Source organism: Agromyces sp. NPDC057679 (assembly GCF_042799635.1).
GTDB lineage: Bacteria > Actinomycetota > Actinomycetes > Actinomycetales > Microbacteriaceae > Agromyces.
Map to the genome: position 1 here is coordinate 659,610 of NZ_JBHVIK010000003.1, position 25,106 is coordinate 684,715.

Annotated in this window: 21 protein-coding genes; 3 read left to right on the plus strand and 18 right to left on the minus strand. The window is 72.8% G+C overall.

Features of this window, described 5'->3' with window-relative positions; all coding sequences use genetic code 11:
- Positions 1-9: 9 nt before the first annotated feature.
- Genes ACFVAJ_RS16055 through ACFVAJ_RS16080 form a run of 6 tightly spaced genes read right to left on the minus strand, consistent with a single transcriptional unit; the run spans position 10 to position 8,364 of the window.
- A complete protein-coding gene (locus tag ACFVAJ_RS16055) occupies positions 10-2,397 on the minus strand; it encodes a DUF3488 and DUF4129 domain-containing transglutaminase family protein (protein WP_376945784.1) in 2,388 nt (795 codons plus the stop codon).
- Positions 2,387-3,823: a DUF58 domain-containing protein gene (locus ACFVAJ_RS16060; protein ID WP_376945785.1), complete on the minus strand. Its 1,437-nt coding sequence runs from the start codon at positions 3,821-3,823 to the stop codon at positions 2,387-2,389. The genes ACFVAJ_RS16055 and ACFVAJ_RS16060 overlap by 11 nt, the downstream gene beginning before the upstream one ends.
- 1 nt (position 3,824) lies before the next feature.
- Positions 3,825-4,856 carry an AAA family ATPase gene (locus ACFVAJ_RS16065; RefSeq protein ID WP_376945786.1) on the minus strand — a complete coding sequence of 344 codons (1,032 nt, stop codon included), beginning with the start codon at positions 4,854-4,856 and terminating at the stop codon, positions 3,825-3,827.
- A complete protein-coding gene (gene coaD / locus ACFVAJ_RS16070) occupies positions 4,853-5,344 on the minus strand; it encodes a pantetheine-phosphate adenylyltransferase (protein WP_157423978.1) in 492 nt (163 codons plus the stop codon). The genes ACFVAJ_RS16065 and coaD overlap by 4 nt, the downstream gene beginning before the upstream one ends.
- Before the next feature lie 51 nt (positions 5,345-5,395).
- Positions 5,396-7,606: an ATP-dependent DNA helicase RecG gene (locus ACFVAJ_RS16075; RefSeq protein ID WP_376945787.1), complete on the minus strand. Its 2,211-nt coding sequence runs from the start codon at positions 7,604-7,606 to the stop codon at positions 5,396-5,398.
- Positions 7,603-8,364 carry a hypothetical protein gene (locus ACFVAJ_RS16080; protein WP_376945788.1) on the minus strand — a complete coding sequence of 254 codons (762 nt, stop codon included), beginning with the start codon at positions 8,362-8,364 and terminating at the stop codon, positions 7,603-7,605. The genes ACFVAJ_RS16075 and ACFVAJ_RS16080 overlap by 4 nt, the downstream gene beginning before the upstream one ends.
- Before the next feature lie 117 nt (positions 8,365-8,481).
- On the opposite strand from ACFVAJ_RS16080, the gene rsmD reads away from it, so the two are divergent.
- Entirely contained in the window at positions 8,482-9,075 is a 594-nt protein-coding gene (rsmD, locus tag ACFVAJ_RS16085; protein WP_376945789.1) for a 16S rRNA (guanine(966)-N(2))-methyltransferase RsmD, read from the plus strand.
- On the opposite strand, the gene thiL is transcribed toward rsmD, so the two are convergent.
- Complete coding sequence (gene thiL, locus ACFVAJ_RS16090) at positions 9,045-10,070, minus strand: thiamine-phosphate kinase (protein ID WP_376945790.1); 1,026 nt, start codon at positions 10,068-10,070, stop codon at positions 9,045-9,047. The genes rsmD and thiL overlap by 31 nt on opposite strands.
- 139 nt (positions 10,071-10,209) lie before the next feature.
- Here thiL and ACFVAJ_RS16095 point away from each other — a divergent pair, with 139 nt between their 5' ends.
- Entirely contained in the window at positions 10,210-11,946 is a 1,737-nt protein-coding gene (locus ACFVAJ_RS16095; RefSeq protein ID WP_376945791.1) for a substrate-binding domain-containing protein, read from the plus strand.
- 46 nt (positions 11,947-11,992) lie between these two features.
- The gene (locus ACFVAJ_RS16100) at positions 11,993-12,508 is read left to right on the plus strand and encodes a DUF3515 domain-containing protein (RefSeq protein WP_376945792.1); all 516 of its coding nucleotides are present in this window, start codon (positions 11,993-11,995) and stop codon (positions 12,506-12,508) included.
- Positions 12,509-12,523: 15 nt separating this feature from the next.
- Here the strand turns inward: ACFVAJ_RS16100 and ACFVAJ_RS16105 are convergent, their stop codons facing one another.
- The 11 genes from ACFVAJ_RS16105 to ACFVAJ_RS16155 form a co-directional block, all read right to left on the minus strand.
- The gene (locus ACFVAJ_RS16105) at positions 12,524-13,423 is read right to left on the minus strand and encodes a hypothetical protein (RefSeq protein WP_376945793.1); all 900 of its coding nucleotides are present in this window, start codon (positions 13,421-13,423) and stop codon (positions 12,524-12,526) included.
- A gap of 8 nt (positions 13,424-13,431) precedes the next feature.
- Positions 13,432-14,523, minus strand: coding sequence for a D-alanine--D-alanine ligase family protein (locus ACFVAJ_RS16110; RefSeq protein WP_376945794.1), 1,092 nt, complete (start codon positions 14,521-14,523; stop codon positions 13,432-13,434).
- Positions 14,423-15,562, minus strand: a complete 1,140-nt coding sequence (locus ACFVAJ_RS16115) for an NAD(P)H-dependent glycerol-3-phosphate dehydrogenase (protein WP_376945795.1) — start codon at positions 15,560-15,562, stop codon at positions 14,423-14,425. The genes ACFVAJ_RS16110 and ACFVAJ_RS16115 overlap by 101 nt, the downstream gene beginning before the upstream one ends.
- Entirely contained in the window at positions 15,552-16,328 is a 777-nt protein-coding gene (locus ACFVAJ_RS16120) for a lysophospholipid acyltransferase family protein (RefSeq protein ID WP_376945796.1), read from the minus strand. The genes ACFVAJ_RS16115 and ACFVAJ_RS16120 overlap by 11 nt, the downstream gene beginning before the upstream one ends.
- Positions 16,329-16,335: 7 nt before the next feature.
- Positions 16,336-17,703, minus strand: a complete 1,368-nt coding sequence (gene murA, locus ACFVAJ_RS16125; RefSeq protein ID WP_376945797.1) for a UDP-N-acetylglucosamine 1-carboxyvinyltransferase — start codon at positions 17,701-17,703, stop codon at positions 16,336-16,338.
- On the minus strand, positions 17,700-18,320 hold the full coding sequence (gene leuD, locus ACFVAJ_RS16130; protein WP_376945798.1) for a 3-isopropylmalate dehydratase small subunit: 621 nt from the start codon (positions 18,318-18,320) through the stop codon (positions 17,700-17,702). Before leuD ends, murA begins: the two co-directional genes overlap by 4 nt.
- Entirely contained in the window at positions 18,320-19,768 is a 1,449-nt protein-coding gene (gene leuC / locus ACFVAJ_RS16135) for a 3-isopropylmalate dehydratase large subunit (protein ID WP_376945799.1), read from the minus strand. Before leuC ends, leuD begins: the two co-directional genes overlap by 1 nt.
- Before the next feature lie 142 nt (positions 19,769-19,910).
- Positions 19,911-20,480, minus strand: a complete 570-nt coding sequence (locus tag ACFVAJ_RS16140; RefSeq protein WP_376945800.1) for an FHA domain-containing protein — start codon at positions 20,478-20,480, stop codon at positions 19,911-19,913.
- A 9-nt stretch (positions 20,481-20,489) separates the two neighbouring features.
- Positions 20,490-22,802 carry a transglutaminase domain-containing protein gene (locus tag ACFVAJ_RS16145; protein ID WP_376945801.1) on the minus strand — a complete coding sequence of 771 codons (2,313 nt, stop codon included), beginning with the start codon at positions 22,800-22,802 and terminating at the stop codon, positions 20,490-20,492.
- Positions 22,799-24,097 (minus strand): DUF58 domain-containing protein, encoded by a 1,299-nt coding sequence (locus ACFVAJ_RS16150; RefSeq protein WP_376945802.1) that lies wholly within the window; start codon positions 24,095-24,097, stop codon positions 22,799-22,801. Before ACFVAJ_RS16150 ends, ACFVAJ_RS16145 begins: the two co-directional genes overlap by 4 nt.
- Positions 24,094-25,062: an AAA family ATPase gene (locus ACFVAJ_RS16155; RefSeq protein WP_376945803.1), complete on the minus strand. Its 969-nt coding sequence runs from the start codon at positions 25,060-25,062 to the stop codon at positions 24,094-24,096. Before ACFVAJ_RS16155 ends, ACFVAJ_RS16150 begins: the two co-directional genes overlap by 4 nt.
- Between the last annotated feature and the right edge of the window lie 44 nt (positions 25,063-25,106).

Sequence of the window (25,106 nt, forward strand, 5' to 3'; positions counted from 1 at the left end):
TCGACGATTCTACGCGTCGACAGGTGGGCGTTCGCCGAACGTCGGCCGTGCCCGGTCGATCAGCGAGCGCGGCACGAGCGTCGCACGCCATCTGACGGGCAGCGACTCCCCCTCCGCGAGCGCGGCGCAGGCGATCCCGAGCGCCCGCGTCAGCGGGTCGGATGCCTCGGCAGCACCCCCGCCCCGTCCCTCAGGGCCCGGCGCGCCGGCGCCGGATCGCACCGCCGCCGGCCCGTAGCGTTCGCGTTCGACCGCGTCGCGGAGCGTCGTGAGCGCCGCCCGAGCCTCGTCGCCCGTCTCTCCGGCGAAGCCCTCCCGTTCGGCGAGCCGCCCGGCGATCGCGCGCGGGGTCGAGGTCGGCTCGAGCCGGAGCCCGAGATCCCGCGCCGTCGCGACGAACTCGTCCCAGGCGGCATCCGCCGGCCGGTCGCCGCGTGCGATCCGCCGACGACGGGAGGCGCGCTGCCCGGCGCGCAGGGCGGCCGGGGCCAGGAGGAGGCCCGCGACGAGGAACAGGGCGACGCCGCCGCGGAACCACCACGAGTCGGCGGCGGACGCCGTGCCGCTGCTGCCCGTGAGGTTGCGATCGGGGTCGAGCTCGGGCCTCCCGCTCAGCGGCGCGCTCGCGGTGCCCGTGGCGAGCGGCGGTGCCGCCTCGGCGTCGCCCGCCCCCGGCCGGGAGTAGTCGGGCACCGTGCCCCGGCCCGGCGTGGGCTCGAAGGGCACCCAGCCGACGCCCTCGAAGTAGAGCTCGGGCCACGCGTGCAGGTCGTGCGAATCGACCTCGACGCGCTGCACGCCGCCGACCCGCTCCTGCGTCGCCGTGCCCTGCGTGTAGCCCACCGAGATGCGCGACGGGATCCCGATCTCGCGGGCGAGCACCGCCATGGTCGAGGCGAAGTGCACGCAGTACCCTGAGCGCTCCTCGAGGAACTGGGCGATCACGTCGAAGCCGCCGCCGTCGTAGCCCGCCTCGACCGGCGCCTCCGTCGAGTACTCGAAGGCGGAGGAGCGCAGGAACGACTGGATCGCGACCGCGGCGTCGTACTGCGACGCCGAACCGCGCGCGACGGTCGCCGCGGTCTCGGCGATGATCGGCGGCGCATCCTCGGGCAGTGCGAGGAACTCGTCGAACTCCTCGCCGGCCTGCCCGCCCGCCGCCCGCAGCTGGGACGGGCTCGGGTCGACCTCGAGCCACGTGGCTCGATAGCGCTGCCCGCCGGTGTCGGCGTCGACGCTGCGCACCGTCAGCGGGCCGTCGTCCCAGAACCACGAGCCGCTGAGCCCCTCGACCTGCCTGGTCGGATACGGCAGCGGCAGCCAGGTGGTGCGCACCTCGTCGACGACGACGTCGATCGGATGCTCCGTGGCGGCGACGTCGTCGTCGAGACCGTCGGGCAGGGGCATGGCGTCGACCGTGTTGTCGGCGTCGACCGGCCGCTCGGTGACGCCCCAGGCCTGGCCCTCGAACTGGTCGAGCGTCAGCACCGTGAAGTACGGGCGGTCGTTGTCCCGCGCGAAGTAGTGGAACGCCGGCCGAGGCTCGGGCCGGCGCAGATCCCGTCCGAGGTCGATGAACGGGCTGACGCCGCGGGCGAAGCTCGTCGACGGCGCGCCCGAGCCGAGCAGCAGGCTCGAGGAGATGCTCGGGGTCGACGCGGTGAGCACCGCGGCCGTGAGGATGCCCACCGCGGTGAGGCCGAGCGTCGCGCCGAGGCTCGAGACGATCGGCACCCGGGCGGGCGGGATGACCGTGGTGCCGCCCGTCTCGTCGTCCCGCTCCGCCGCGGCGAGCAGTGCGCGCCGCCGCGCGCGCACGTCGATGCGCAGGAGCAGCAGGTACGAGGCCGCCGAGAAGACGAGCGTCGGCACCTCGGCGCCCGCCTCGATGATGAACCCGGGGATGAGGATCGGCACGAGCGCCGGGGCCGCGGCGAGCGCGGGCATGCGGACGGTCTGGACGAGCACGTCCATGCAGATCGCGAGCACCCCGACGCCGAGCGCGAGGACGAAGTTGAGCGCCGGCACCGGGATCGCCGGCACGGACTGCTGCTGGATCGTGCGCTGGGCACCGTCGAAGAGCTCGCCGAAGTGGACGAAGGTGTCTTGCGTGGGCACGACGAGGGCGAAGCTCGTCGACCCGCCGAACAGCAGCGTGAGGAGCAGCAGGAGCACCACGATCTCGAGCACGGGCACCAGCGAGGCGGGAACCCTGACCGCACGGAGACCGGCGCCGCCGAACATGGTGCCCGCCGCGACGAAGGCGCAGAGCCACCACCACCCGCTGCCCGAGATGAGCGGCCCGAGCGCCATCGTCGAGACCGCGAGCAGCAGGAAGCTCGCCGCGGTGAGGGCGAGTCGCTGACCGCGGGTGAGCGGCAGGGCGTCAGGACGCATCGCGCTCCCCTGCCCCCGGACGGGTCGGGCCGCGGCCCGCGGCGCCCGCCGCGTTCGCGCGTGCGGAAGTCGCAGCTCCGGCCCCGCTCGACCGGTCGTGGTGGGCGGCGCCCGCCCAGGCGTCGCCGATCGTGGCGGCACGTCGCACGCGCACGACGCGCCAGTCGGCCTGCTCCAGCGCGTCGACGACACGCGTCGAGACGCCCTCGCCGACGAAGGCGACGGCGGGCTCGAATCCGGTCCGGAGCGAGACGAGCGTCGCGGCATCCTGCTCGTCGGGGTCGACGAGCACCGCGAAGCCCGGCATCCTCGCCTCGCGTGCACGCACTTCGCCGCGACCGATGCCCTCGGCGATCCGGCTGCCGCGCGCGGCCGAACCCTCGGCCCGCTCGCCGCGCCCGGGGGTGTCGAGACGGGCGAGGTCCTCGAGCAGCAGGTGATCGCCGCCGGGCATCCGGTAGGCACCCGGCACGCCCTCGCCGACGCCGCCGCGCCCCGGATCTCCGAGCGGGTCGCAGCGGACGCGGAACCCGCGCTCGAGCAGGTGCATGCCGATCGACGCAGCCACCTCGACGCCCAGCTCGAATCCGAGGTGGACGCGGTCGGCCCACTCTGGCCGCTGACCGCCTGCGGCGAACTGCCCCGAGAGCGTGGTGTCGAGCAGGATCCGCACCTCGGGGTCGCCGCGCTGCTCCTCCTCGCGCACCATGAGCTCGCCGCGCCGGGCCGTCGCCGGCCAGTTCACCCGGCGCAGCGGGTCGCCGTAGCGGTACTCGCGGGCGATGAGCTCGTCGGAGTTCGGGTGCGAGCGCCGTTGCAGCCCGTGCAGCACGCCGTCGACGCTCGCAGCGGAGCCGAGCGCCCGCTCGAGGGGGGTCACCCGGGGCGTCACCACCACTTCGTGGCGGGGTCCTGCGTCGCGGTCGATGCGGGCGAGCCCGAACGGGTCGGCGACGCCGATCCGCATGGGGCCGATGCCGTAGACGCCGCGGCGGGGCAGCCGCAGGCGGTACTCGAGGTGCACGGTGTCGTCGCCCGAGGGCAGCACGCCCTCGTACGGGCCGAGGGCCGGCAGCACCGCCTCGGCCGGCGCGTCGAGCCCCTCCGGCACCCGGTCGCGCCAGTGCGCACCGTCGAGCGTGCGACGCGAGCGGTTGCGCACCGCGATCGCGACGGCCGTCGAGGTGCCCGCGGCGACGACCGGCGGCGAGAACCTGCGGGTCACGCCGAGCCGGGGCACCCGCAGCGTGACGAAGAGCGCGGCGACCCCGGGCATCGCGATGCCGACGAAGGCGAGCAGCATGATGTCGCGGAGGTCGAACCAGAGCGAGACGGCGAGGAGCACCGCTCCGACCACCAGCAGTGCGCCGCCGCGCCGGGTGAGTCGCGGCCAGGCCGCGACGCGAAGTGGACGGGGGCGCCTCATCTCAGTTCCTTCGTGCGCTGCCGACCGGAACCGGCGTCTCCCCCACGATGCGTCGGACGATGGCGTCGATGAGCGGCCCGGCGTCGCGGTCGTGCGCCCCGAGCGCACGGCTCGTCGGCACGAGCCGGTGCGCGAGCACCGACACGGCGAGCGCGTCGATGTCGTCGGGCAGCACGAAGTCGCGGCCGTGCATCGCCGCGTGCGCCTTCGCAGCGCGCACGAGCTGGAGCGTCGCGCGCGGGCTCGCGCCGAGCCGGAGCTGGCGGTCCTCGCGGGTGGCGCGGGCGAGCTCGACCGCGTACTCCTGCACGGGCTGCGAGGTGAACACCTGGTGCACGGCGGCGATCATCGCGCGGAGCTCGCCGAGCGAGACGACCGCGTCGAGGGCGTCGAACGGGCTCGAGGTCTCGCGCGTCGTGAGCATCGCGAGCTCGTCGGCCGGCGCGGGGTAGCCCATCGAGATGCGCGCCATGAAGCGGTCGCGCTGGGCCTCGGGCAGCGGGTAGGTGCCCTCCATCTCGACGGGGTTCTGGGTCGCGACGACCGTGAACGGCGGATCGAGGCGGTAGGTGGTGCCGTCGGCCGTGACCTGGCGCTCCTCCATGCACTCGAGCAGGGCCGACTGGGTCTTCGGGCTCGCCCGGTTGATCTCGTCGCCGATGACGAGGTTCGCGAAGACCGGGCCGCGCTTGAACTCGAAGCGCCGGCTCGCCTGGTCGAAGACCGACACGCCGGTCACGTCGCTCGGCAGCAGGTCGGGGGTGAACTGGATTCGGCTGACGCTCGCGTCGACCGAGCGCGCGAGCGCCTTCGCGAGCATCGTCTTGCCGACGCCCGGCACGTCCTCGATGAGGAGGTGGCCCTCGGCGAGGAGCACGGTGAGCGCCGCGGTGACCGCGTCTCGCTTGCCGGCGATCACCGTTTCGACGTTCGCGACGATGGCCGCCGCGAGCGACCCGACCTCGTCGATGCCCATGGTCGCGGCGCGCGCCGCCGTACCCGACCCGCCCGTCACCGCGACCTCGCTGCTCATGGCGTCATCGCCACCGCGAGGTAGTCGGCGACCACGGCGGGCACGTAGGGCGCGACGTCGCCGCCGAGCGAGGCGACCTGCCGGACGAGGGAGCTCGACACGTGGGCGTTCGCCGGATCGGGAAGGAGGAAGACCGTCTCGACGCCGGCGAGATGCCGGTTCACGATCGCCATCGGCGTCTCGTACGCGACGTCGAGCTGCGAGCGGACGCCCTTGACGAGCACGCTCGCCCCGACGTCGGTGCAGTAGTCGACGAGCAGCCCCATGCTCCAGGCGGCGACGACGATGCGACCCTCGATGCCGGCGTCGGCGATCGACTGCTCGATGAGCGAGACGCGCTGGGCGATGGGCAGCAGGGCCGACTTGTCGGGGTTGTGCACGACGACGACGTGCAGCTCGTCGTAGAGCCCCGCGGCCCGCGAGATCACGTCGAGGTGGCCGCGCGTGACGGGGTCGAACGATCCTGGGACGACGGCGATCCGCTGCATACGCACCAGCGTAGCGCCAGCAGCGGCCTCGGCGGCGCCCGGTGGAGAGTCTCAGCCCTTGCTCAGGTATCCGCTCGCCTCGTCGTCGAGTCGACGGCGGACGGCGGCGGCGAGCGCGGGGTGGCCGGCGAGCGTCGGGTCGTCGTCGAGGATCGCCTCGGCCTCGGCGCGCGCGTCGGCGATCACCTCGCCGTCGCGCACCACGCGCAGCAGCTTCAACGAGGATCGCCCGCCCGACTGCACCGCCCCCAGCACGTCGCCCTCCTGGCGGAGCTCGAGGTCGACGCGGGCCAGCTCGAAGCCGTCGAGCGTGGCGGCGACGGCCTCGACCCGCTGCAGGGCGAGCGAGTTCGGCGGTGCGCCCGTGACCAGGAGGCACAGCCCGGGCACGGCGCCCCGGCCGACCCGCCCGCGGAGCTGGTGCAACTGGGAGACGCCGAAGCGGTCGGCGTCGACGACGACCATGACGCTCGCGTTCGGCACGTCGACGCCCACCTCGATGACCGTCGTCGAGACGAGCACGTCGAGTTCGCCGGCGGCGAAGGCGCGCATCGTGCGGTCCTTCTCATCGGCGCTCATGCGCCCGTGCAGCGGCGCGACGCGGAGCTCGGCGAAGCGGGGGTGCTCGCCGAGCTCGGCGAGCACCGAGGCGACGGATGCCACGGGCCCGGCGCCCTCCGTCTCGCCGGGCCCCGGCTCGGCGCCGTCGTCCTCGGCGACCCGCGTCTCGATCGCCGGGCACACGACGAAGCCCTGACGGCCGAGGGCGATCTCCTCGGCGAGGCGCTCCCAGACGCGCGGCCGCCAGGCCGGTCGGATCGCGAGCGGCACCACCTGCGACTCGATGCCGGCGCGGCCGGCGGGGAGCTCGGCGATCGTCGAGACGTCGAGGTCGCCGAACACGGTCATCGCGACGGTGCGCGGGATCGGGGTGGCCGTGAGCACGAGTACATGCGGGGGCTCGGCGCCCTTCAGCCGCAGCGCCTCGCGCTGCTCGACGCCGAAGCGGTGCTGCTCGTCGACGACGACGAGGCCGAGGTCGGCGAAGGTGACCGTGTCGCCGAGGAGCGCATGGGTGCCGACGACGAGCCGCGACTGCCCGGCCGCGGCGCGCAGCAGCGCCTTCTTGCGTTCGGCGGCCGGCAGCTGGCCGGTGAGGAGCGTGGGGATCAGCTCGGCCGAGAGCTCGGGGCCGAGCATCTTCACGATCGAGCGGAGGTGCTGGGCCGCGAGCACCTCGGTCGGGGCGAGCAGCGCCGACTGGCCGCCCGAGTCGGCGACCGCGAGCATCGCACGCAGCGCGACGACCGTCTTGCCGGAGCCGACCTCGCCCTGGACGAGGCGATTCATCGGCACGGGCTCGCCGAGGTCGTGGGCGATCTCGGCGCCGACCTGCTCCTGGTCCCCGGTGAGCGCGAACGGCAGTGCGGCGTCGAATCGCTCGAGGAGCCCGCCAGGCGCCGGGCGGCGGGCGAGGGCGTGGCGCGCCCGCAGGGCGGCACGGCGTTCGAGCAGCGCCGACTGCAGCACGAACGCCTCGGTGAAGCGGAGGGTGCGCCGGGCCCCCTTCCAGTCGGACTCGCGCTCGGGGCGGTGCACGCGCTCGAGCGCCTGGCGGTGCGGGAGGAGCCCTCGCCCCTCGCGCACGGAGCCGGGCAGCGGATCGTCGACCCGGCCGAGACCGTCGAGCAGCAGCGCGATCGACTTCGCCAGCTGCCAGCTCGCGAGCGTCGAGGTGGCGGGGTAGATCGCGATCGGCGCCTCGGCCCAGCGCTTCGCGGCGGCGTCGCCGACCTCGGCGGGGACCTCGTCGTCGAAGAGCTCGTAGTCGGGATGCGCGAGCTGGCGATTGCCCCGGTAGTCGCCGACCTTGCCGGCGAAGATGCCCCGGCGGCCCGGACGCAGGTCGTTCTCGCGCCACCGCTGGTTGAAGAAGGTGAGGGTCAGCACGCCCGTGCCGTCGGTGATCTTCGCCTCGACGATCGACCCCCGGCGCTGGCGCATCTCTCGGACGCGCACCTCGATCACCTCGGCGACGATGGTGACGTTCTCGTCGAGCGGAAGCGACGCGAGCGCCGTGAGCTCGCCCCGCAGCGCGTAGCGCCGGGGGTAGTGCGCGAGGAGCTCGCCGACCGTGACGTAGCCGAACGCCCGCTCGATCGCCTGGGCGGTGCGCCCGCCGAGCGCTCCGGCCAGCTTGGAGTCGAGCGTGTAGCTGCCGGGGGTCGCCTCCTCCGGGGCGTCCGCTGGTCGTGCGGTCATGCCTCGATCGTAGGCGGCGCCTCCGTCAGCGCCGCGAGCTCGGCCTGCACGTACGGGTCGTCGGGGCGCTCGAACGCGAGGGCGCGCTGGAGCTCGAGGGCCTCGTCGGTGCGGCCGAGGCTGCGCAGGCACCGCGCGACCGACCACTTCGCCACGTGCCGCTGCTGGGCGGTGCCGTACGCCTCGGCCGCCCGCGACGCCTCCTCGAACTGCATCAGCGCACCGGTGAGCCGGCCCGAGTCGTGCAGGGTCCAGCCGAGGTTGTTGTGGAGGGCGACACCCCAGCGGCGCAACCGCGGATCGCGGGTGCCGTCGAGCACGTCGAAGCCCTCGGTCGCCCATACCTCCTCGTGGCCGACGTCGTTGAGCGCGAGCATGTGCAGGGCGTCGAGCACGAGGAAGGTCGAGCCGGCGATGGCGGCCTCGCGCACGCCGCGCGTCAGCTCGGGGACCGCGTCGGCGGGCCGGCCGTCGGTCGCGGCGAGCCGGCCGCGCTCGATCGCGACTCGGGCGCGCAGTTCGGCGGCGAAGGCGGCGGGCTCGTCGTCGGCGGCGGGCAGGGCCGCGACCCGGTCGAGCACGGCGAGCGCCTCGTCGCCCCGCCCGAGGAGGCCGAGGGCGCGGGCGAGCTGGGTCTGCATGACGGCACGGGTGTGCGCGGTCTCCGACTCGTCGTTCGCGAGCCCGCTGAACCGCTCGGCGCTGGCCTCGGGATCGGCGAAGTCCCAGAGGCGATCGAGCAGCTGCTGCTCTCCCACTCGGTGTCGCGACGGTTCGGCGGGCGCGCGGTCGGTCGAGCCGGTCTCTTCATCAATTGGGGCAGGCACCCCTCCATCATGGCAGCGCCGAGCGGGCGTCGATATGCTGCCGGGAGCATGACCCGCATCATCGCCGGATTCGCCGGCTCACTCAGCCTCCAGGTTCCGCGCTCCGGCACCCGCCCCACGAGCGACCGCGTGCGCGAAGCGATCTTCTCCGCGCTCGAGGCCCGGGACGCCATCCACGGCGCACGCGTGCTCGACCTCTACGCCGGCTCCGGCGCGCTCGGCCTCGAGGCCGCGAGCCGGGGCGCCGCCGAGGTCGTGCTCGTCGAACGCGCGAAGCCCGCCTCCGAGATCTGCCGGCGCAACGCCGACGCCGTGAGCCGCGCCGACGGCGGGCGGCACCCGGTGCGCGTGCGCGTCGTGCCGCGCGCGGTCGCCGCCTACCTCGAGGGGGCGGCGGGGCCGTTCGACCTCGTGTTCATCGACCCGCCCTACGATCTCGCCGAGACCGCGCTCGCGCACGATCTCGAGCTGCTCGCCCCGCTCCTGTCCGACGATGCCGTCGTCATGGTCGAGCGCAGCAGTCGATCGCCCGAGCCCGTGTGGCCCGCGGGCCTCGCACCCGAGCGGCGACGCGACTACGGCGAGACGACGCTCTGGTGGGCCGCGGCCGATCAGCCGGCGCGGCCGTCCCAGCCCGAGTAGGGGTCCCACCCGTCGGCGGTGATCGACCGGCCGTCGACCCGCAGCTCGCCGGGGGCGTCGATGACGCGGCCGATCGCCTCGAACGGGGCGGGAAGCGACGTTCCCGCGGGGAACGTCGCGAGCAGGCCGTGGTCCTCGGCGCCGGCGAGGGCGAGACGCACCTCGGCGCCGAGCGCGGCGCCGTCGAAGTCGAGGCCCACCCCGCTCGCCTCGGCCAGCCGCCGCGCGTCGCGCGCCAGCCCGTCGGAGACGTCGAGCATGGCGGTCGCGCCCGCCTCGGCCGCGGCGACTCCGGCTGAGACGGGGGGTTCGGGTGCGAGCTGGGCGGCGATGAGGCGCGGATGCCTCGCGCGCAGCGCGGCGGCGCGCTCGGGATCGGGTTCGCCCGAGGCATCCACCCCCTCCGCGAAGAGGAGGCGGAGTCCCTGCGCCGCGTCGCCGCGGGCGCCGGCGTGCGCGAGGACGTCGCCGACCTGCGCGCCCGACCGGGTGACCGCCGTCCGACCCTCGAGGTCGCCGAAGGCGGTCACGGTGATCGTCAGCACGGACGACGCCGAGAGGTCGCCGCCGACGACCCCGGCCCCCGGCGCCAGCGCGGCGAGTCCTTCGCGCAGCCCGTCGGCGATGCCCTCGAGCACCCCGACGCCGAGGGTCGGCGGCGCAGCGATCGCGACGACGAGCGCCGTCGGCCGAGCGCCCATCGCGGCGACGTCGGTGAGGTTCGTCGCGGCCGCCTTCCAGCCGAGCTCGAAGGGCGTCGACCAGGCGAGGCGGAAGTCGGGGCCGTGGACCATCATGTCGCAGGTCACCACGAAGCGGCCGTCGGGTGCCGCGACCACCGCGGCGTCGTCGCCGGCACCGAGCAGCGCCGAATCGCCCGGGTGCAGGCGCGGCAGGACCCGGGCGAGCACGGCCTGCTCGCCGAGCACCCCGATCGTCTCGACCGTCTCGGTCGTCACGGGGTCGGCAGCGGTGCGGGGACGGTCGTCGGACATCCCTTCAGCGTAGGTGACCCGCCGGGCGCCGATAGTGTGTAATGGTTCTTTACGAATTCGGCGTCGATGCCTACGCTGGGTTCGCGGAGAACCCGACCCGCGGTGGACGACCCTGCCACCGCCCTGCGATGGAGCGAGCGTGAGTCGACGGAGCGAACGAGCAGCGGATCGTCGGCGACGGCGTCGGACGACCATCGCGATCGCGGCGGTCTGTGCGACCGTCGCGATCGTCGGCGTCGCGGGCGTCGCCGGCGTCGCCTGGGCGAGCAGCGAGCTGGAGCGCTGGCAGAACCCCGAGATCCCCTGCACGTCCCCGGCCGAGCTCAGCGTCGTCGCCGACCCGGCGATCGCCGCGACGGTGAAGGCGATCGCCGCCGACTACGACGCGAGCGAGAAGTCGTGCTCGCGGACCGAGGTCGTCTCGCAGGCGTCCGTCGACACCGCCGCGATGCTCGCGTCGGGCAACGCCGCCGAGCTCGACGCCTGGATCCCCGACTCCCCCGTCTGGCTCGTCCGCATGTCGAGCACCGCGAGGTCGCTCGGCCGGCCGGTTCCGAATTTCGCGCTCGAGCGATCGATCGCCTCGAGTCCCGTCGTCTTCGCAGCCCCGGCCGAGCGGGCGAGCGAGCTCGGCGGTGCCGCACCCGGCTGGAACGCGCTCATGAAGGGCGGATTCACGGCGTTGCTCGCCGACCCCGAGGCCTCCTCGGCGAGCCTCAGCGCCCTGCAGGCGATGGAGCGGCGGGCCGACATCGGTGCGCCGCGGCAGTTCCAGTCCGCGATGATCCAGCTCAACGACACCGTGCTGCCGACGGCCGCCGACGCGTTCGCCGAGCTCGGCTCCCGCGCTGCGGGAACCTTCGCGATCGCCAGCGAGCAGCAGATCGCCCTGCACAACCGGGAAGCCGGATCCTCCCCGCTCGTCGCCCTCTACCCCTCCGACGGCACGCTCGCCCTCAACTACCCGTTCCTCCGCTCCCTCGACGAGACCGAGCTCGCGAAGAACCTCCCCGCCCCCGATGCCGAGGGCGCGCCCGAGACCGCCGAGTCACGAGCCCTCGCACTCCGGGCGCGAGAGCTCGACGGGCTGAAGCTCGCGCTCTGGGGCGCGAAGGACGCCTTCGCCGCCGACGGCTTCCGCGACGGCGTCGGATCGGGCGAGCTCGAGCAGGAGGGCGTCCTCGCCGAGGCCGTCGCCGTCGACACCGCCGCCGCGGGCGCCCAGGTCGCGATCCTCCGCACCTGGGGCGTCCTGAGCCTGCGCTCGCGCATCCTCTCGGTCATCGACGTCTCGGGCTCGATGGAGGAGCCGACGGTGACCGGCCTCCGGCGGATCGACCTGCTCACCCAGGCGACGAGCTCGACGCTCGCCCAGTTCTCGGGCGACGTCGATCTCGGACTCTGGATCTTCTCGACCGAGCGCGCGGGCGACCGCGACTGGGAGGCGCTCGCTCCCATCGAGCGACTCGGCGACGAGGCGCAGAAGGCGAGGCTGGGCACCGCCATCGCCTCCCTGCCCGGGCGGCTCGGCGGCGCCACGGGGCTCTACGACACCACCCTCGCCGCCGTCGCGCACGTGCGGTCGACGTACGACACCGGCAAGGTGAACTCGGTGCTCTTGCTCACCGACGGCCGCAACGAGGACGAGAACGGGATCTCGCTCGACCAGCTGCTCGCCCAGCTCACCGAGATGGACGACCCGGCGAAGCCTGTCCCGGTCATCATGGTCGGCATCGGACCCGACACCGATGTGAAGGCGATGCGAGCGATCGCGAAGGCCACCGGCGGGGCGGCGTACTCCGCGGCCAAGCCGCAGGACCTGAGCGTCGTGCTCACCGACGCCCTCTCGCAGCGGGCCTGTCGTCCCAACTGCTGACCGCCGTCGCAGCGGGCACTCGGGATCGGCCACTACCCTGAAAGGGATGGAACACCCGACCGGCCGCACACTCCGCTCCCCGCGCCCCCGCCGACTCCGCTTCGCCGCGCTGCTCGTCGCCGGCGCCGCCGCCCTCGCCCTCAGCGGGTGCAGCCAGGCCGTGCCGATCGACCCCGCCGCCGATGCGAGCGATCCCGACTGCGCCGCGGTCGTCGTGCGCCTGCCCGACTCGATCGCGAAGGACACGGGCCAGGAGCAGGCCGAGCGCGAGACCAATGCCCAAGGCACCGGCGCGTGGGGCTCCCCCGCCTCCGTGCTGCTCCGCTGCGGCGTGCCGGCCCCCGGCCCCACGACCGACCGCTGCGTGAGCGTGAACGGGGTCGACTGGGTGATCGACGAGTCCGATGCCCCGAACTTCCGATTCACGACCTACGGCCGCTCCCCTGCCGTCGAGGTGCTCGTCGACAACGACGTCGTCTCGGGCACCACGGCGATCACCGAGCTCTCCTCGGCCGTCTCCGTCATCCCGTCCACGGGCGGTTGCACCACGACCGAGGGCTGAGGGCCGCGAGCCGGCTCAGTCCGCAGGCCGGCGGACCGCGTCGATCGCGTCGGCGAGATCGACGAGCAACGGCAGCAGCCACCGCCACGTCTCGGGATCGTCACCCGCGAGCTGCTCGGGCGAGGTGAGGATGAGCCGATCATCGACGATCTCGAGATCGAGTCCGCGGGCGGTGTACCGCTCGACGAGTTCGGGCCCGAACACGGTGCGCCCGAGCAGTGCCCGCACGGTCTCGCTCCGGCCGATCTGCGACGAGACCGCGAACCGCGCCGCGAGCTCGTCGCCGTGCTCGAGCCCGGCGAGGTCGACATCGCCGAGCGCGACGTCGACGGGCCCGGGAGGCGACTGCCGGGAGGCCGCTCCGCGTCGCCGCAGGTCGACCGTGCATCGAGGTGCCTCATGCTGCAGCCTCGCCGAGGCGTAGCCCCACGACATCCGCACACTGTCGCGGTAGCCGGTCGAATAGGCGTGGTTGCCGACTTCGATCTCGCGCGCCCCGTCGAAGGCGACGACGTCGTTCGACACGGCGACCGAGCCGATGCCGAAGATGCGCCCGGGCCGCTCGGGGTCGGTGACGCGCGGCAGGTACCGCGCCCCGTTGCGCTCGGCGAAGCGCTGCATGCGGAATCGCCGGATCCTCCCCGCATCGGCTCGGTTCCGGGTCACGACGACGACGATCGCCGCGACCACGATTCCGACGAACGCAGGAAGCGCTGCCCCGAGCGGGCCCCAGAGCGTGACGACGATCATCGCGACGAGCCCGCAGACCACGAAGACCAGCCCGATGACGACGCACCCGCCGAGCGCCTCGTACCGCGCGAGCCCCTGCTCGCGCGCAAGTTCGCGGGCGCGCTGCACCGCCGCAGCGCCAGCAGGCTCGGTCAGGGGTGCGAGATCGAGCTCGGCGGACTTCATGCCGGCCCTCAGCGCGGACCGGTGGCGTACCCGACCTCGATGAGCTCGGTGATGAGCTCGGGGTAGCTGAGGCCCGAGTTCAACCAGCACGTCGGGAACATCGAGATCGGGGTGAAGCCCGGCATCGTGTTGAGCTCGTTCACGACGAAGCCCTCGTCGGTGAGGAACACGTCGACACGCGCGAGCCCCTGGCCGCCGATCGCCTCGAACGCCCGGCGTGCGATGCGCTGCAGTTCGAAGAGCTCGCCGTCGCCGAGGTCGGCGGGGCACACGAGTTCGACGCCCGGGGCACCCAGGTACTTGGCCTCGAAGTCGTAGAACTCGCGACCCGTGACGACGACCTCGCCGGCGACGCTCACCCGCGGGGCCGTGCCGTCGCGGCCCTCGAGCACCGCGCACTCGATCTCGCGGCCGACGACGCCCGACTCGATGAGCACGCTGCCGTCCTCGGCGAAGGCGACGTCGAGCGCCGCGTCGAGCGAGTCCCAGTCGTTCACCTTGGTGACGCCGACCGAGGAGCCGGCGCGAGCCGGCTTCACGAAGACGGGAAGGCCGAGGCTGCGGGTGCGCCGCTGCCAGAGCTCGGGATCGGCGGCGAGCGCGGCGCGGGTCACGGTCACCCACGGTGCGACCGGGATGCCCGCGCCTTCGAGCACCGTCTTGGTGAAGTGCTTGTCCATGCCGAGCGACGAGGCGAGCACACCGTTGCCGACGTACGGCAGGCCGACGAGCTCGAGCAGGCCCTGGATCGTGCCGTCCTCGCCGAAGCGCCCGTGCAGGATCGGGAACACGACGTCGACCTCGCCGAGCGAACGCGTGCCCGAGCCGTCCGTCACCGTCAGCTCGCGGGACGCCGTGGACTCGGGCCAGTGCACCCGGGTGCCGTTGTCGACGACCTCGGGCAGGTGCGCCGGGTCGAGCGCGAAGCGGGTCGGCTCGTCGGACTCGAGGATGTACGCGCCCTCGCGGGTGATCCCGACGGGGATCACCTCGAAGCGGCTACGGTCGATCGCCCCCAGCACTCCGCCCGCCGTTGCGCAGCTGATCGAGTGCTCGCTTGAACGCCCGCCGAACAGCAGAACCACCCTGAGCTTGTCCATCGTTCGTCCTTTCGCCCTGGGGCTCGTCGTCGGTCGTGAGGTGAGGCGCGATGTCCTTCGGGTCGAGGGTGCCCGCGAGCACCTGACGCACCTGTTCGACGATGGGCATGTCGACGCCCTTCGCACGCGCGAGTTCGAGGATCGGCCCGACCGAGGCGAGCCCCTCCGTGGTCTGCTGCATCTGGTTCACCACGTCGTTGAGGTGGTACCCCTGGCCGAGCAGGCGCCCGGCGGTGTTGTTGCGCGAGAGCGGCGACTGGCTGGTCGCGATGAGGTCGCCGAGGCCGGCGAGGCCCGACAGGGTCTCGGGATGCGCGCCGAACGCCACCGCGAAGTCGCTCATCTCGACGAGTCCGCGCGTGATGATCGAGGCCTTCGTGTTGTCGCCGTAGCCGGCGCCGTCGACGATGCCGATCGCCACCGCGATGAGGTTCTTCAGCACGCCGCCGAACTCCGTGCCGATGACGTCGGTGTTCACGAAGGAGTGGAAGTAGCGGTTGCGGGCGACCGAGGCGACGGCCTGGGCCGTCTCGAGGCTCGTCGAGGAGACGACGGCGGCCGTCGGCTGCTCCTTCGCGATCTCGAGGGCGAGGTTCGGGCCCGAGATGACCGCGATCTGCGACTCGTCGATCGGCAGCACCTCGGCGATGACCTCGCTCATGCGCTTGCCCGTCGACTTCTCGACGCCCTTCATGAGCGAGATGACCGTGGCTTGGGCGTGCAGGTGCGGCGCGATGAGCTTGAGGTTGTCGCGCAGCGACTGGCTCGGCACCGAGACGTACACCTGTTCGGCGCCCGCCAGCGCGAGGTCGAGCCGGTTGGTGGCGCGCAGGCCGAGCGGCAGGTTCACGCCCGGGAGGTAGTCGCTGTTGCGCTTGGCCTCCTGGATCTCTCGGGCCATCTCGGGGCGGCGGGCCCAGAGCACGACATCGGCGCCGCCGTCGGCGAGGATCTTCGCGAACGTCGTGCCCCAGCTGCCGGCGCCGAGGACGGCGACGCGCTTGCCCGCCGGCTTGCGCGGGTTGTGCTTAGTCTTCAAGGCGTCCGGTCTCCTTCTGGCCGTGGGCCACGGGATCCCAGCGCTCGGCCGGGGCCGGCTCGTGCCGGATCTCGGCGAGGAGCTCGGCGATCGCGTCCATCAGCTGCGCGGTCGCCGCGAGCAGGGAGGCCTGGTCGATCGGCTTGCCGCGGTACGCGCTCAGGTCGAGCGGCTCGCCGACGATGACGTCGATCGTCTTGCGCGGGAAGAGGCTGAGCTTCTTGCCGTAGCGCGGCATCAGCGCCTGCGTGCCCCAGTGGGCCGCGGGCACGATGGGGATGTCGCGCTCCAGCGCGATGCGCACCGCCCCCGTCTTGCCGCGCATCGGCCAGAGGTCGGGATCGCGGGTGAGCGAGCCCTCGGGGTAGACGACGACCATGCGCCCCTTCTCGACGAGCTCCTCTGCCGCGCGGAGGGCCGCGTGGCCGTTGCTGCCGGCGCGCTCGACCGGGATCTGGCCCGAGGTGCGCAGGAACCAGCCGAGCACGGGGTTCTTGAAGAGGGAGGCCTTCGCGAGGAAGCGCGGGGCGCGCCCGAGCTTCCAGCTCGCAGCGCCCATCACGACCGGGTCGATCTCGCTGTAATGGTTCGGCGCGAGCACGAACGCCCCCGACTGGGGCATCCGCTCGCGGTGGTGGAACCGGAATCGGACGGCGAGGTTCAGGACGGGCAGGATGAGCGCGGCGAGAACCCAGAAGAACGAGGGGCGTCGAGTCTCCGAACGCGGCTTCGCAGGGGCCTTCGCAGACGAGTCGTCGTGTTGCACTCCCCTATTATCCTTCGAGTTCGAAATCCGCCCCGAGCAGTTCGAGCTTCGTGATGAAGTCCTCGTACCCGCGCGCGATGATTCCGACGTTCGAGACGGTCGAGCGACCCTCCGCGGTGAGCGCGGCGATGAGGTGACTGAACCCGCCCCGGAGGTCGGGCACCTCGACGTCCGCGCCCGTGAGGCGCGTCGGGCCCGAGATGACGGCCGAGTGCTGGAAGTTGCGCTGGCCGAAGCGGCAGGGCCGCCCGCCGAGGCACTCCTTGTGCACCTCGATCGATGCGCCCATCTCGACGAGCGCGTCGACGAAGCCGAACCGCTGCTCGTACACCGTCTCGTGCACGATCGAGACGCCCTTCGCCTTCGTCAGGGCGACGACGAGGGGCTGCTGCCAGTCCGTCATGAATCCGGGGTGCACGTCGGTCTCGATGATGACCGGCTTCAGCTCGCCGCCGGGGTGGTAGAAGCGGATGCCGTCCTCGGCGATCTCGAACGCGCCGCCGACCTTGCGGAAGACGTTGAGGAAGGTGAGCATCTCGGCCTGGCGGGCACCGCCGACGAAGATGTCGCCGTCGGTCGCGAGGGCCGCGGCCGCCCAGCTGGCGGCCTCGTTGCGGTCGAAGAGCGCGCGGTGCGTGTAGCCGTCGAGCTTCTCGACGCCCTCGATGCGGATCACCCGGTCGGTGTCGACCGTGATGATGGCGCCCATCTTCTGCAGGATGTTGATGAGATCCATGATCTCGGGCTCGATCGCCGCGCCCGAGAGCTCGGTGATGCCGTCGGCGAGCACGGCGGTGAGCAGCACCTGCTCGGTCGCGCCGACGCTCGGGTAGGGCAGGGCGACCTTCGCGCCGTGCAGGCCGCTCGGGGCCGACATGCGGATGCCGCTCGGCAGCTTCTCGACGATGGCGCCGAAGTTGCGCAGCACCTCGAGGTGGTAGTCGATCGGCCGGTCGCCGATGCGGCACCCGCCGAGGTCGGGGATGAACGCCTCGCCGAGTCGGTGCAGCAGCGGTCCGCAGAAGAGGATCGGGATGCGGCTGGAGCCCGCGTGCGCGTCGATGTCGGCCATGTGCGCCGTCTCGACGGCCGAGGGGTCGAGGATGAGCTCGCCCGCATCGCCCTGGGTCACGGTGACGCCGTGCACCTCGAGGAGGCCGCGCACGATGCGGACATCGCTGATGTTCGGCACGTCCTTCAGGACGCTCGGAGTGTCGCCGAGGAGCGCCGCGACCATCGCCTTGGTGACGAGGTTCTTGGCCCCCTTCAGTTCGATCCGGCCGCGGAGCGGTTTGCCGCCGTTGATCGTGATCTTGTCGACGTTCAACCCGACTGCCGTCCCGTGGTTCTTGGCATCCTGCCCGAGTGTGTTCACAGACTCCCTGATTCCGCCGGCTCCCGGATGGGGAGCGTCTTCGGCCGCCATGCCGCTCGATGCGACTCGAACTCGGCGATGGCTGCTTCGTCCCGGAGAGTGAGGGCGATGTCGTCCAGACCCTCCAGAAGCCTCCACCGAGTGTAGTCGTCGATATCGAAGGAGACTGTGAGCGCGCCTGCGCTCACCGTTCGTGCAACGAGGTCGACGGTCACGTCTATTCCCGGGTCGGCCTCGACGACCGCCCAGAGGCGCTCGATGTCCTCGTAGGCGACCTGCGCGGCGACGAGGCCCTGCTTGCCCGCGTTGCCGCGGAAGATGTCGCCGAACCGCGAGCTCACGACGACGTCGAACCCGTAGTCGCGGAGCGCCCAGACGGCGTGCTCCCGACTCGAGCCGGTGCCGAAGTCGGGGCCGGCGATGAGCACCTTCGCGCCCTGGAATTCGGGACGATTGAGCACGAACTCGGGGTCCTGGCGCCACCCGTGGAACAGCGCGTCGTCGAAACCGGTCTTCGTGACCCGCTTCAGGAACACGGCCGGGATGATCTGGTCGGTGTCGACGTTCGAGCGGCGCAGCGGCACGGCGACGCCGGTGACGGTCGTGATCTTCTGCATCAGCGCGCCTCTCCTTCGTTCTGCAGATCCCAGGGGCTCGACAGCGTGCCGCGGATGGCCGTCGCGGCCGCCACGAGCGGCGAGACGAGGTGCGTGCGGCCGCCCTTGCCCTGCCGGCCCTCGAAGTTGCGGTTCGAGGTCGACGCGCAGCGCTCGCCCGGGGCGAGCTGGTCGGGGTTCATGCCGAGGCACATCGAGCAGCCCGCGAAGCGCCACTCGGCGCCGAAGTCGGTAATGACCTTGTCGAGCCCTTCGGCCTCGGCCTCGAGGCGCACGCGCGCGGAGCCGGGCACGACCATGACGCGGACGCCCTCGGCCTTCTGCTTGCCCTTGATGATCGAGGCGAACGCGCGCAGGTCCTCGATGCGGCTGTTCGTGCACGAGCCCATGAAGACCGCGTCGACCTTGATGTCCTTGAGGGGGGTGCCCGCGGCGAGGTCCATGTACTCGAGCGCCCGCTCCGCCGCGGCGCGCTCGTGCTGGTCGTCGATCATCGCCGGGTCGGGGACGGACTCCGAGAGCGAGACGCCCTGGCCCGGGTTCGTGCCCCAGGTCACGAACGGCTCGAGCGTGTCGGCGTCGATCGACACCTCGGCGTCGAAGCTCGCGCCCTCGTCGGTCGCGAGCGTGTTCCAGTACTCGACGGCGGCGTCCCAGTCATCGCCCTCGGGCGCGTGCGCGCGGCCCTTCAGGTACGCGTAGGTCGTCTCGTCGGGCGCGACCATGCCCGCCCGTGCGCCGGCCTCGATCGACATGTTGCAGATCGTCATGCGGCCGTCCATCGACAGCGCGCGGATCGCCGAGCCGCGGTACTCGAGCACGTAGCCCTGGCCGCCGCCCGTGCCGATCTTCGCGATCACCGCGAGGATGATGTCCTTCGCGGTCACACCGGGGCGCAGCGTGCCCTCGACGTTGATCGCCATGGTCTTGAACGGCTTCAGCGGCAGCGTCTGCGTCGCGAGCACGTGCTCGACCTCGCTCGTGCCGATGCCGAACGCCATCGCGCCGAAGGCGCCGTGGGTCGAGGTGTGCGAGTCGCCGCAGACGACGGTGATGCCGGGCTGCGTGAGGCCGAGCTGCGGCCCGACGACGTGCACGATGCCCTGCTCCTTGTCGCCGAGCGAGTGCAGGCGGATGCCGAACTCGGCCGCGTTCCTGCGCAGGGTCTCGATCTGGGTGCGGCTCGTGAGGTCGGCGATCGGCTTGTCGATCTCGAGCGTCGGCGTGTTGTGGTCCTCGGTGGCGATCGTGAGGTCGGGTCGGCGCACCGGACGCCCGGCCATGCGCAGGCCGTCGAAGGCCTGCGGGCTCGTGACCTCGTGCACGAGGTGCAGGTCGATGTAGATCAGGTCGGGGGTGCCGTCCTCGCCCTGCTTCACGAGATGGGCCTCCCAGACCTTCTCGGCGAGGGTGCGGGGGCGATCGGCGCTCGTCTGCGCAGTACTCATGCGTTCGTCTCTCTTCGTTCCGGGAGGATCGACTTCGATCCGGAGAAATCGGCCGACGACGGACTCCGCGGCGGGGAAGGCCTCAGTACGAAGCCCCGCCGCGGCGACGAAGGAGAAGTCGTGGCGCGCGCATGGAATCAGGCTACACCGTCGCGCGGACGACCCGATCCACCCGCAGCCCGAGCTCGCCGAGGTAGAGCGCCGAGCCCGCCGGCACGTGGCTCGCGTCGCCGGCCGCGAGCTCGCGCAGCGGCTCGCCGGGCGGCTCGACGCGGCTCCCGTTGGTCGAACGCAGGTCGGTGACGCGCACGCCGCCGTCGGCCGGTTCGATGACGGCATGTGTCTTCGACACCGTGCGGGTGGGGTCGTCGATCGCGACCGCCCGCGCGTTCGAGCCCGCCGCGGCGACCGGATCGCGCCCGAGCACGAGCACGCCGTCGACCACGATCTCGAGTCCGGATGCCCCGACGAGTCGCCAGGTCGCCGACCCGGCGGGCGACGGAGCCGCCGGCGGCTCGGGGCGAGGCGAGGCCGGCAGCGGCGCGTCGGGGGCGACGCGGCCGGGGGCGAAGCTCGGCAGCCCGCGCGACGGCAGCGCGCGCGAGGGGGCTGCGCGCACCGTACGGTCTGGCGCGGCCGTCTCGGGCGCCCGTGTCTCGGGCGCCGCCGGGACGAGGCCCGGCGGCGGGACGATGAAATCGGACTCGGCCACGACTCCAGCCTAACGACGCGACCGGATCCGATACCGGCTGATGAGTCGGCGAGCCCGCCCGACCGCGGCCGTCACGGCGGCCGTCGCGGCCTCCGCCTCCGTCCAGCGGCGCGCCACGACCTCGTCGGAGACGGCACCGCCGTCGAAGACGTCGCGGTCGATCGTCGTCGCGAGCGTCGAGAGCGGCACCGGCGCCGAGGCATCCGCCCCGTTGCCGTGGAGCACGCCGGCGAGGCCCTGCTCGCCGAGCTGCCCCTCGAGCACCCGGGCCGACTGCAGCCGCGTGCCCTGAGACGGCGGTTCGAAGCCGAGCTCGGCGTACCGGTCCATCAGCTCCTCCCAGGCCGCGGCGGCCTGACGCTCGTTCGGGCCGGACCGTCGCCTCCGGCGACGCGCGGCCTTCACGAGCATGACGGCGAGCATCGGCAGGAACACGATCGCGGCGGGGATGCCGATCGCCCCCAGCGTCACCCACACCCAGCCGGGGATCTGGAACGGTCGGTCCTTGTCGTCCTCGTCGGTCTCGTCGATCTCGACGGTCGCGAGCAACTCGTCGTCGGTGTGCTCCGCCCGCGGAGGCTGACGCACCTGGGGCTGCGGCTCGGACTTCGGCTTCGGCGTCTCCTCCTGGGGCACGTCGACCTGGTCGGGCGTCGGGTGGAAGCTCACCCAGCCGACGCCGTCGAAGGCGACCTCGACCCAGGCGGTCACGTCGTCGCCGACGACCTCGACCTCGTCCTGACCGTCCGAGACCTCGGGCGCGAACCCCATCACGACGCGCGACGGGTAGCCGAGATCGCGCGCCATGAGGGCCATCGCGGCTGCGTACTGCTCGGCGTCGCCGACCATCTGCTGCCGCGTGAACAGCTCGTCGATGCGGTCGGCGCCGTGCCCGGCGCGCGACGGCACGGCATCCGAGGCGAGGCCGTGGCTCAGGAACCCGCCGGTCTTCAGGGCGCGCTCGATCGCACGGAGCTGCTCGATCGGGCTCACCGCCTCGCCCGCGAACTCACCGGCCTTCGCCTCGGTCACGTCGGGCGAGTTCTCGACGATCGGCAGGGTGAGGTCGGCGACGGGCACGTCGAGGAGGTCCTCGGTGTCGGGCTCGCGCTGCACGTTCGCCGTCAGCGAGTAGTGCGCCCCCTCGCCGACCCCGCTCGTGAGCACGGCGGTTCCGGCGGCGGGGTTGTAGCGGAGGTCGCCGGCGCGGGCGGCGCTGTCGCCGTCGAGCAGCTGCAGGCTGCGGCCGTAGCCGACCGTCGGCAGCCAGACGTCGGCGTACGCGCCGACCTCGACCTCGATCTCGCGGGCCGAGCCGAGGTCGGCGAGCTCGGGCTCGGGCAGCGACTCGCCCACGATGCCGTAGCCGCCGCCGTCGGCGCCGACGTCCTCGGGACCGGCGACGTTCCAGAGCCGGCCGGTGTACGCGTCCATGGTCGCGAGCCGCAGGGTGTCGCCCGGTTCGAGCCCGCGCACGGTGAAGAGGGTCTCCTCGGCGAGGTCCTTCGTGTACTTGCGGAAGCCCGACAGCGGGCTCGGGAACTCGAGCGGGTCGAAGGGCGGCACGATCTCGTCGCGCAGCACGAAGCGATCGGGGCTCACGGGCGCGACGACGAGGCCCGCGACCGCGCCGATCGCGACGGCGCCGGCCACGACGACCGCGGTGCCGGTGACCTTCTGCCGCTGCAGGCGCTTCGCGCCGTCTCCGGAGGCCTCGACGGTCGTGCCGCGGCGCCAGGCGATCCAGACGAGGGCGATCACCGCGAACGCGACCCCGCGCACGCCGGCGAAGTACGCCTCGTCGGTGCCGAGGAGGATGCCCGACAGGTAGAGCAGCGCCGGGCCGATGACGAGCACGCTCGCGCGCAGGGCGGTGCGACGCTTCGGCAGCCAGCGGAGCACGAGCAGGCCGCCGACGAGCGAGACGAGCCATGCCGCGAAGTACGGCAGCGCGGCGATGTAGTACGGCGCCTCGACCGGGGTGCCGATCGTCACGATGTCAGCCCAGCCGAAGACGGCGCCGTAGGCGAGCCCGGCGAGCGAGCCGAGCGAGGGCAGCACGCCGACGATGCCGGTCTCGGGCATCGTGAACGGCGTGCCGAGCAGGAAGTACGCGACGATCGCGATGAGCACCGTCGTGACGACGCCGAGCCGCAGGAGCGTGCCGGCGAGTGCCGCGAGCGTTCCGACGACGAGGCCGGCGATCGCGGCGACGAGGAAGTTCAGGTCGCCGAACGAGGTCTCGTAGCCGAGGATGCCGAGCAGCGAGAGGAGGCTGAGGACGAGCAGGTCGGTCGTCGCGGTGCGTGGGAGCCTGGTCACGGGCGCAGCCTCCTCATGATCCGGGGCAGGTCGCCGAGCGCGCCGACGGTCGCGACGGTGGTGCCGGCGACCTTCGTCAGCGAGCTCGACGCCCCCTCCTCGACGCGGATCGCGATGGTCTGGGTGTCGTTGCCGAACACGGTCTCGACCGAGCGGAACTCGGCGAGCGGCAGGAGCGAGCCGCCGATCGTGATGACGACGCTCGGTGCGGGCAGGCGCTTGGTCGAGTCGCGCACGAAGTCGCGCATCGTCGGGTACGCGCGCTCGACGGGCTCGATGCGGGAGGAGTCGTCGAGGAGCACGGTCGGCGTCGCCGTGCGGAGCCCGAGGCCCTCGGTGACGACCGCGAGCCGCGTCGCGTCGCGGATGACCTGCACTCCGACCGACGCGAGCACCGAGACCCCGAGCTCGAACTCGTCGTCGGAGGCGTAGTGGGCGCGCTCGGTCGACTGCACGAGGATGAGCTGCGAACGCCGCGTCTCCTCGTACTGCCGCACCATGAGCTGGCCGGTGCGCGCCGAGGTCCGCCAGTGCACGTTGCGCAGGGGGTCGCCCGGCTCGTAGGCGCGGAGCGCGTGGAAGGAGATGTCGTTGTCGGTGATCACCTTCGTGATCTCGCCCTCGAGGTCGCGCACGAGCCCCGCCGCCGACGGCCGCAGGCGCGCCGTCACGGGGTGCACGAACAGCTCGACGGGATCGGTCCACCGCACGGAGCGACGCAGGATGCCGAGCTGATCGCCGCGGACGGAGACGGCGGGCCCCGCGATGATCACGGCGCGACGGTTCGTCGGCACGGCGAAGAGCTCCTCGTGCTCGTCGCCCGCCGCCAGCTGCGGCACGACGAACTCGGCGAGGCCTGCGCCGACCGGCAGCTCGATGCGAGCGGGCGCCGACGGCGCGGTGCCGGCGTTGCGCACGAGCAGGCGGCCGAGCGCCCGCTCCCCCGCGACCACGCGCGCCGGCTGCAGCTCGATGCCCACGGCGAAGTGCATGCGCCCGAACACGAACGCGATCGACAGGAGCACCGCGGCGAGCAGGGTGAAGCCGAGGAAGGCGAACTCGATCCAGCCGAACGCCCACGCCACGACGAGCGAGACGACCGCGGCGGCGAGCACGAGCCATCCGGTCGTGGAGACGAGCCCGGTGACCGGTTCGCAGAACGCGGCGACCGCGCGCCAGGCGCGCGCGAGGGCGGCGCCGAGCGAGCGGGCGGATGCCGCGAGCGAACGTGCGACGGCGCGCACCGCGATGCGCGCCTGCGAGGGAGTCTGCGGCGCGCGGGACTCGGCGGTCATGCCGCCCGGTAGGCCGGGGGCGCGACCTCGACGAGGACCCGACCCACGATGTCCTCGGCCGTGACCCCCGCGAACTCCGACTCGGGATCGACGATGATGCGGTGCGCCAGCACCGGCACCGCGAGCTCGCGCACGTCGTCGGGCGTCGCGAACGTGCGCCCGTGCGCGATCGCCCAGGTCTTCACCGCACGCGCCAGGGCGAGCGCACCGCGCATGCTGACGCCGAGCGCGGCGTCCTTGTGCTCGCGCGTCGCCGAGACGAGCTCGTTGAGGTACGACAGCACCGCCGCGTCGACGTACACCTCGCTCGCGAGCTGCGACATCGTCGTGATCGAGCTCGGCGCGATGATCGGCGACACCTTCGACGCCCGCGCACGGTTCGCCGAGTCGAGCAGCAGGGTCACCGCCGTGTCGTGGTCGGGGTAGCCGAGCGAGGTCTTGATGAGGAAGCGGTCGAGCTGCGCCTCGGGCAGCGAGTAGGTGCCCGCCTGCTCGACGGGGTTCTGCGTCGCGATCACCATGAACGGGCTGCCGACCTCGTAGCCGACGCCGTCGACCGTGACCCGCCCCTCCTCCATGACCTCGAGCAGGGAGGACTGGGTCTTCGGCGAGGCGCGGTTGATCTCGTCGGCGAGGACGATCGATGCGAAGATCGGGCCGCGGTGGAACTCGAACTGCCCCTTGCCCTGGTCGTAGATCGTCACGCCGGTGACGTCGGACGGCAGCAGGTCGGGCGTGAACTGGATGCGCGAGTTCGTGCCGTCGAGGGTGTTCGCGAGCGCCTTCGCGAGCACGGTCTTGCCGGTGCCCGGGAAGTCCTCGAGCAGCACGTGGCCGTCGGAGAGCAGCGCGGTCACGACGAGCTCGATGACGTCGCGCTTGCCGAGGATCGCGCGGTCGACGTTGTCGACGAGCTTCGAGAAGGCGTCCTGGAACCACAGGGCCTGTTCTTGGGTCACTGACATGTCTGCTGCTCTCTTCTGCTGATTGCGAGTCGTTTCGCTCGTGG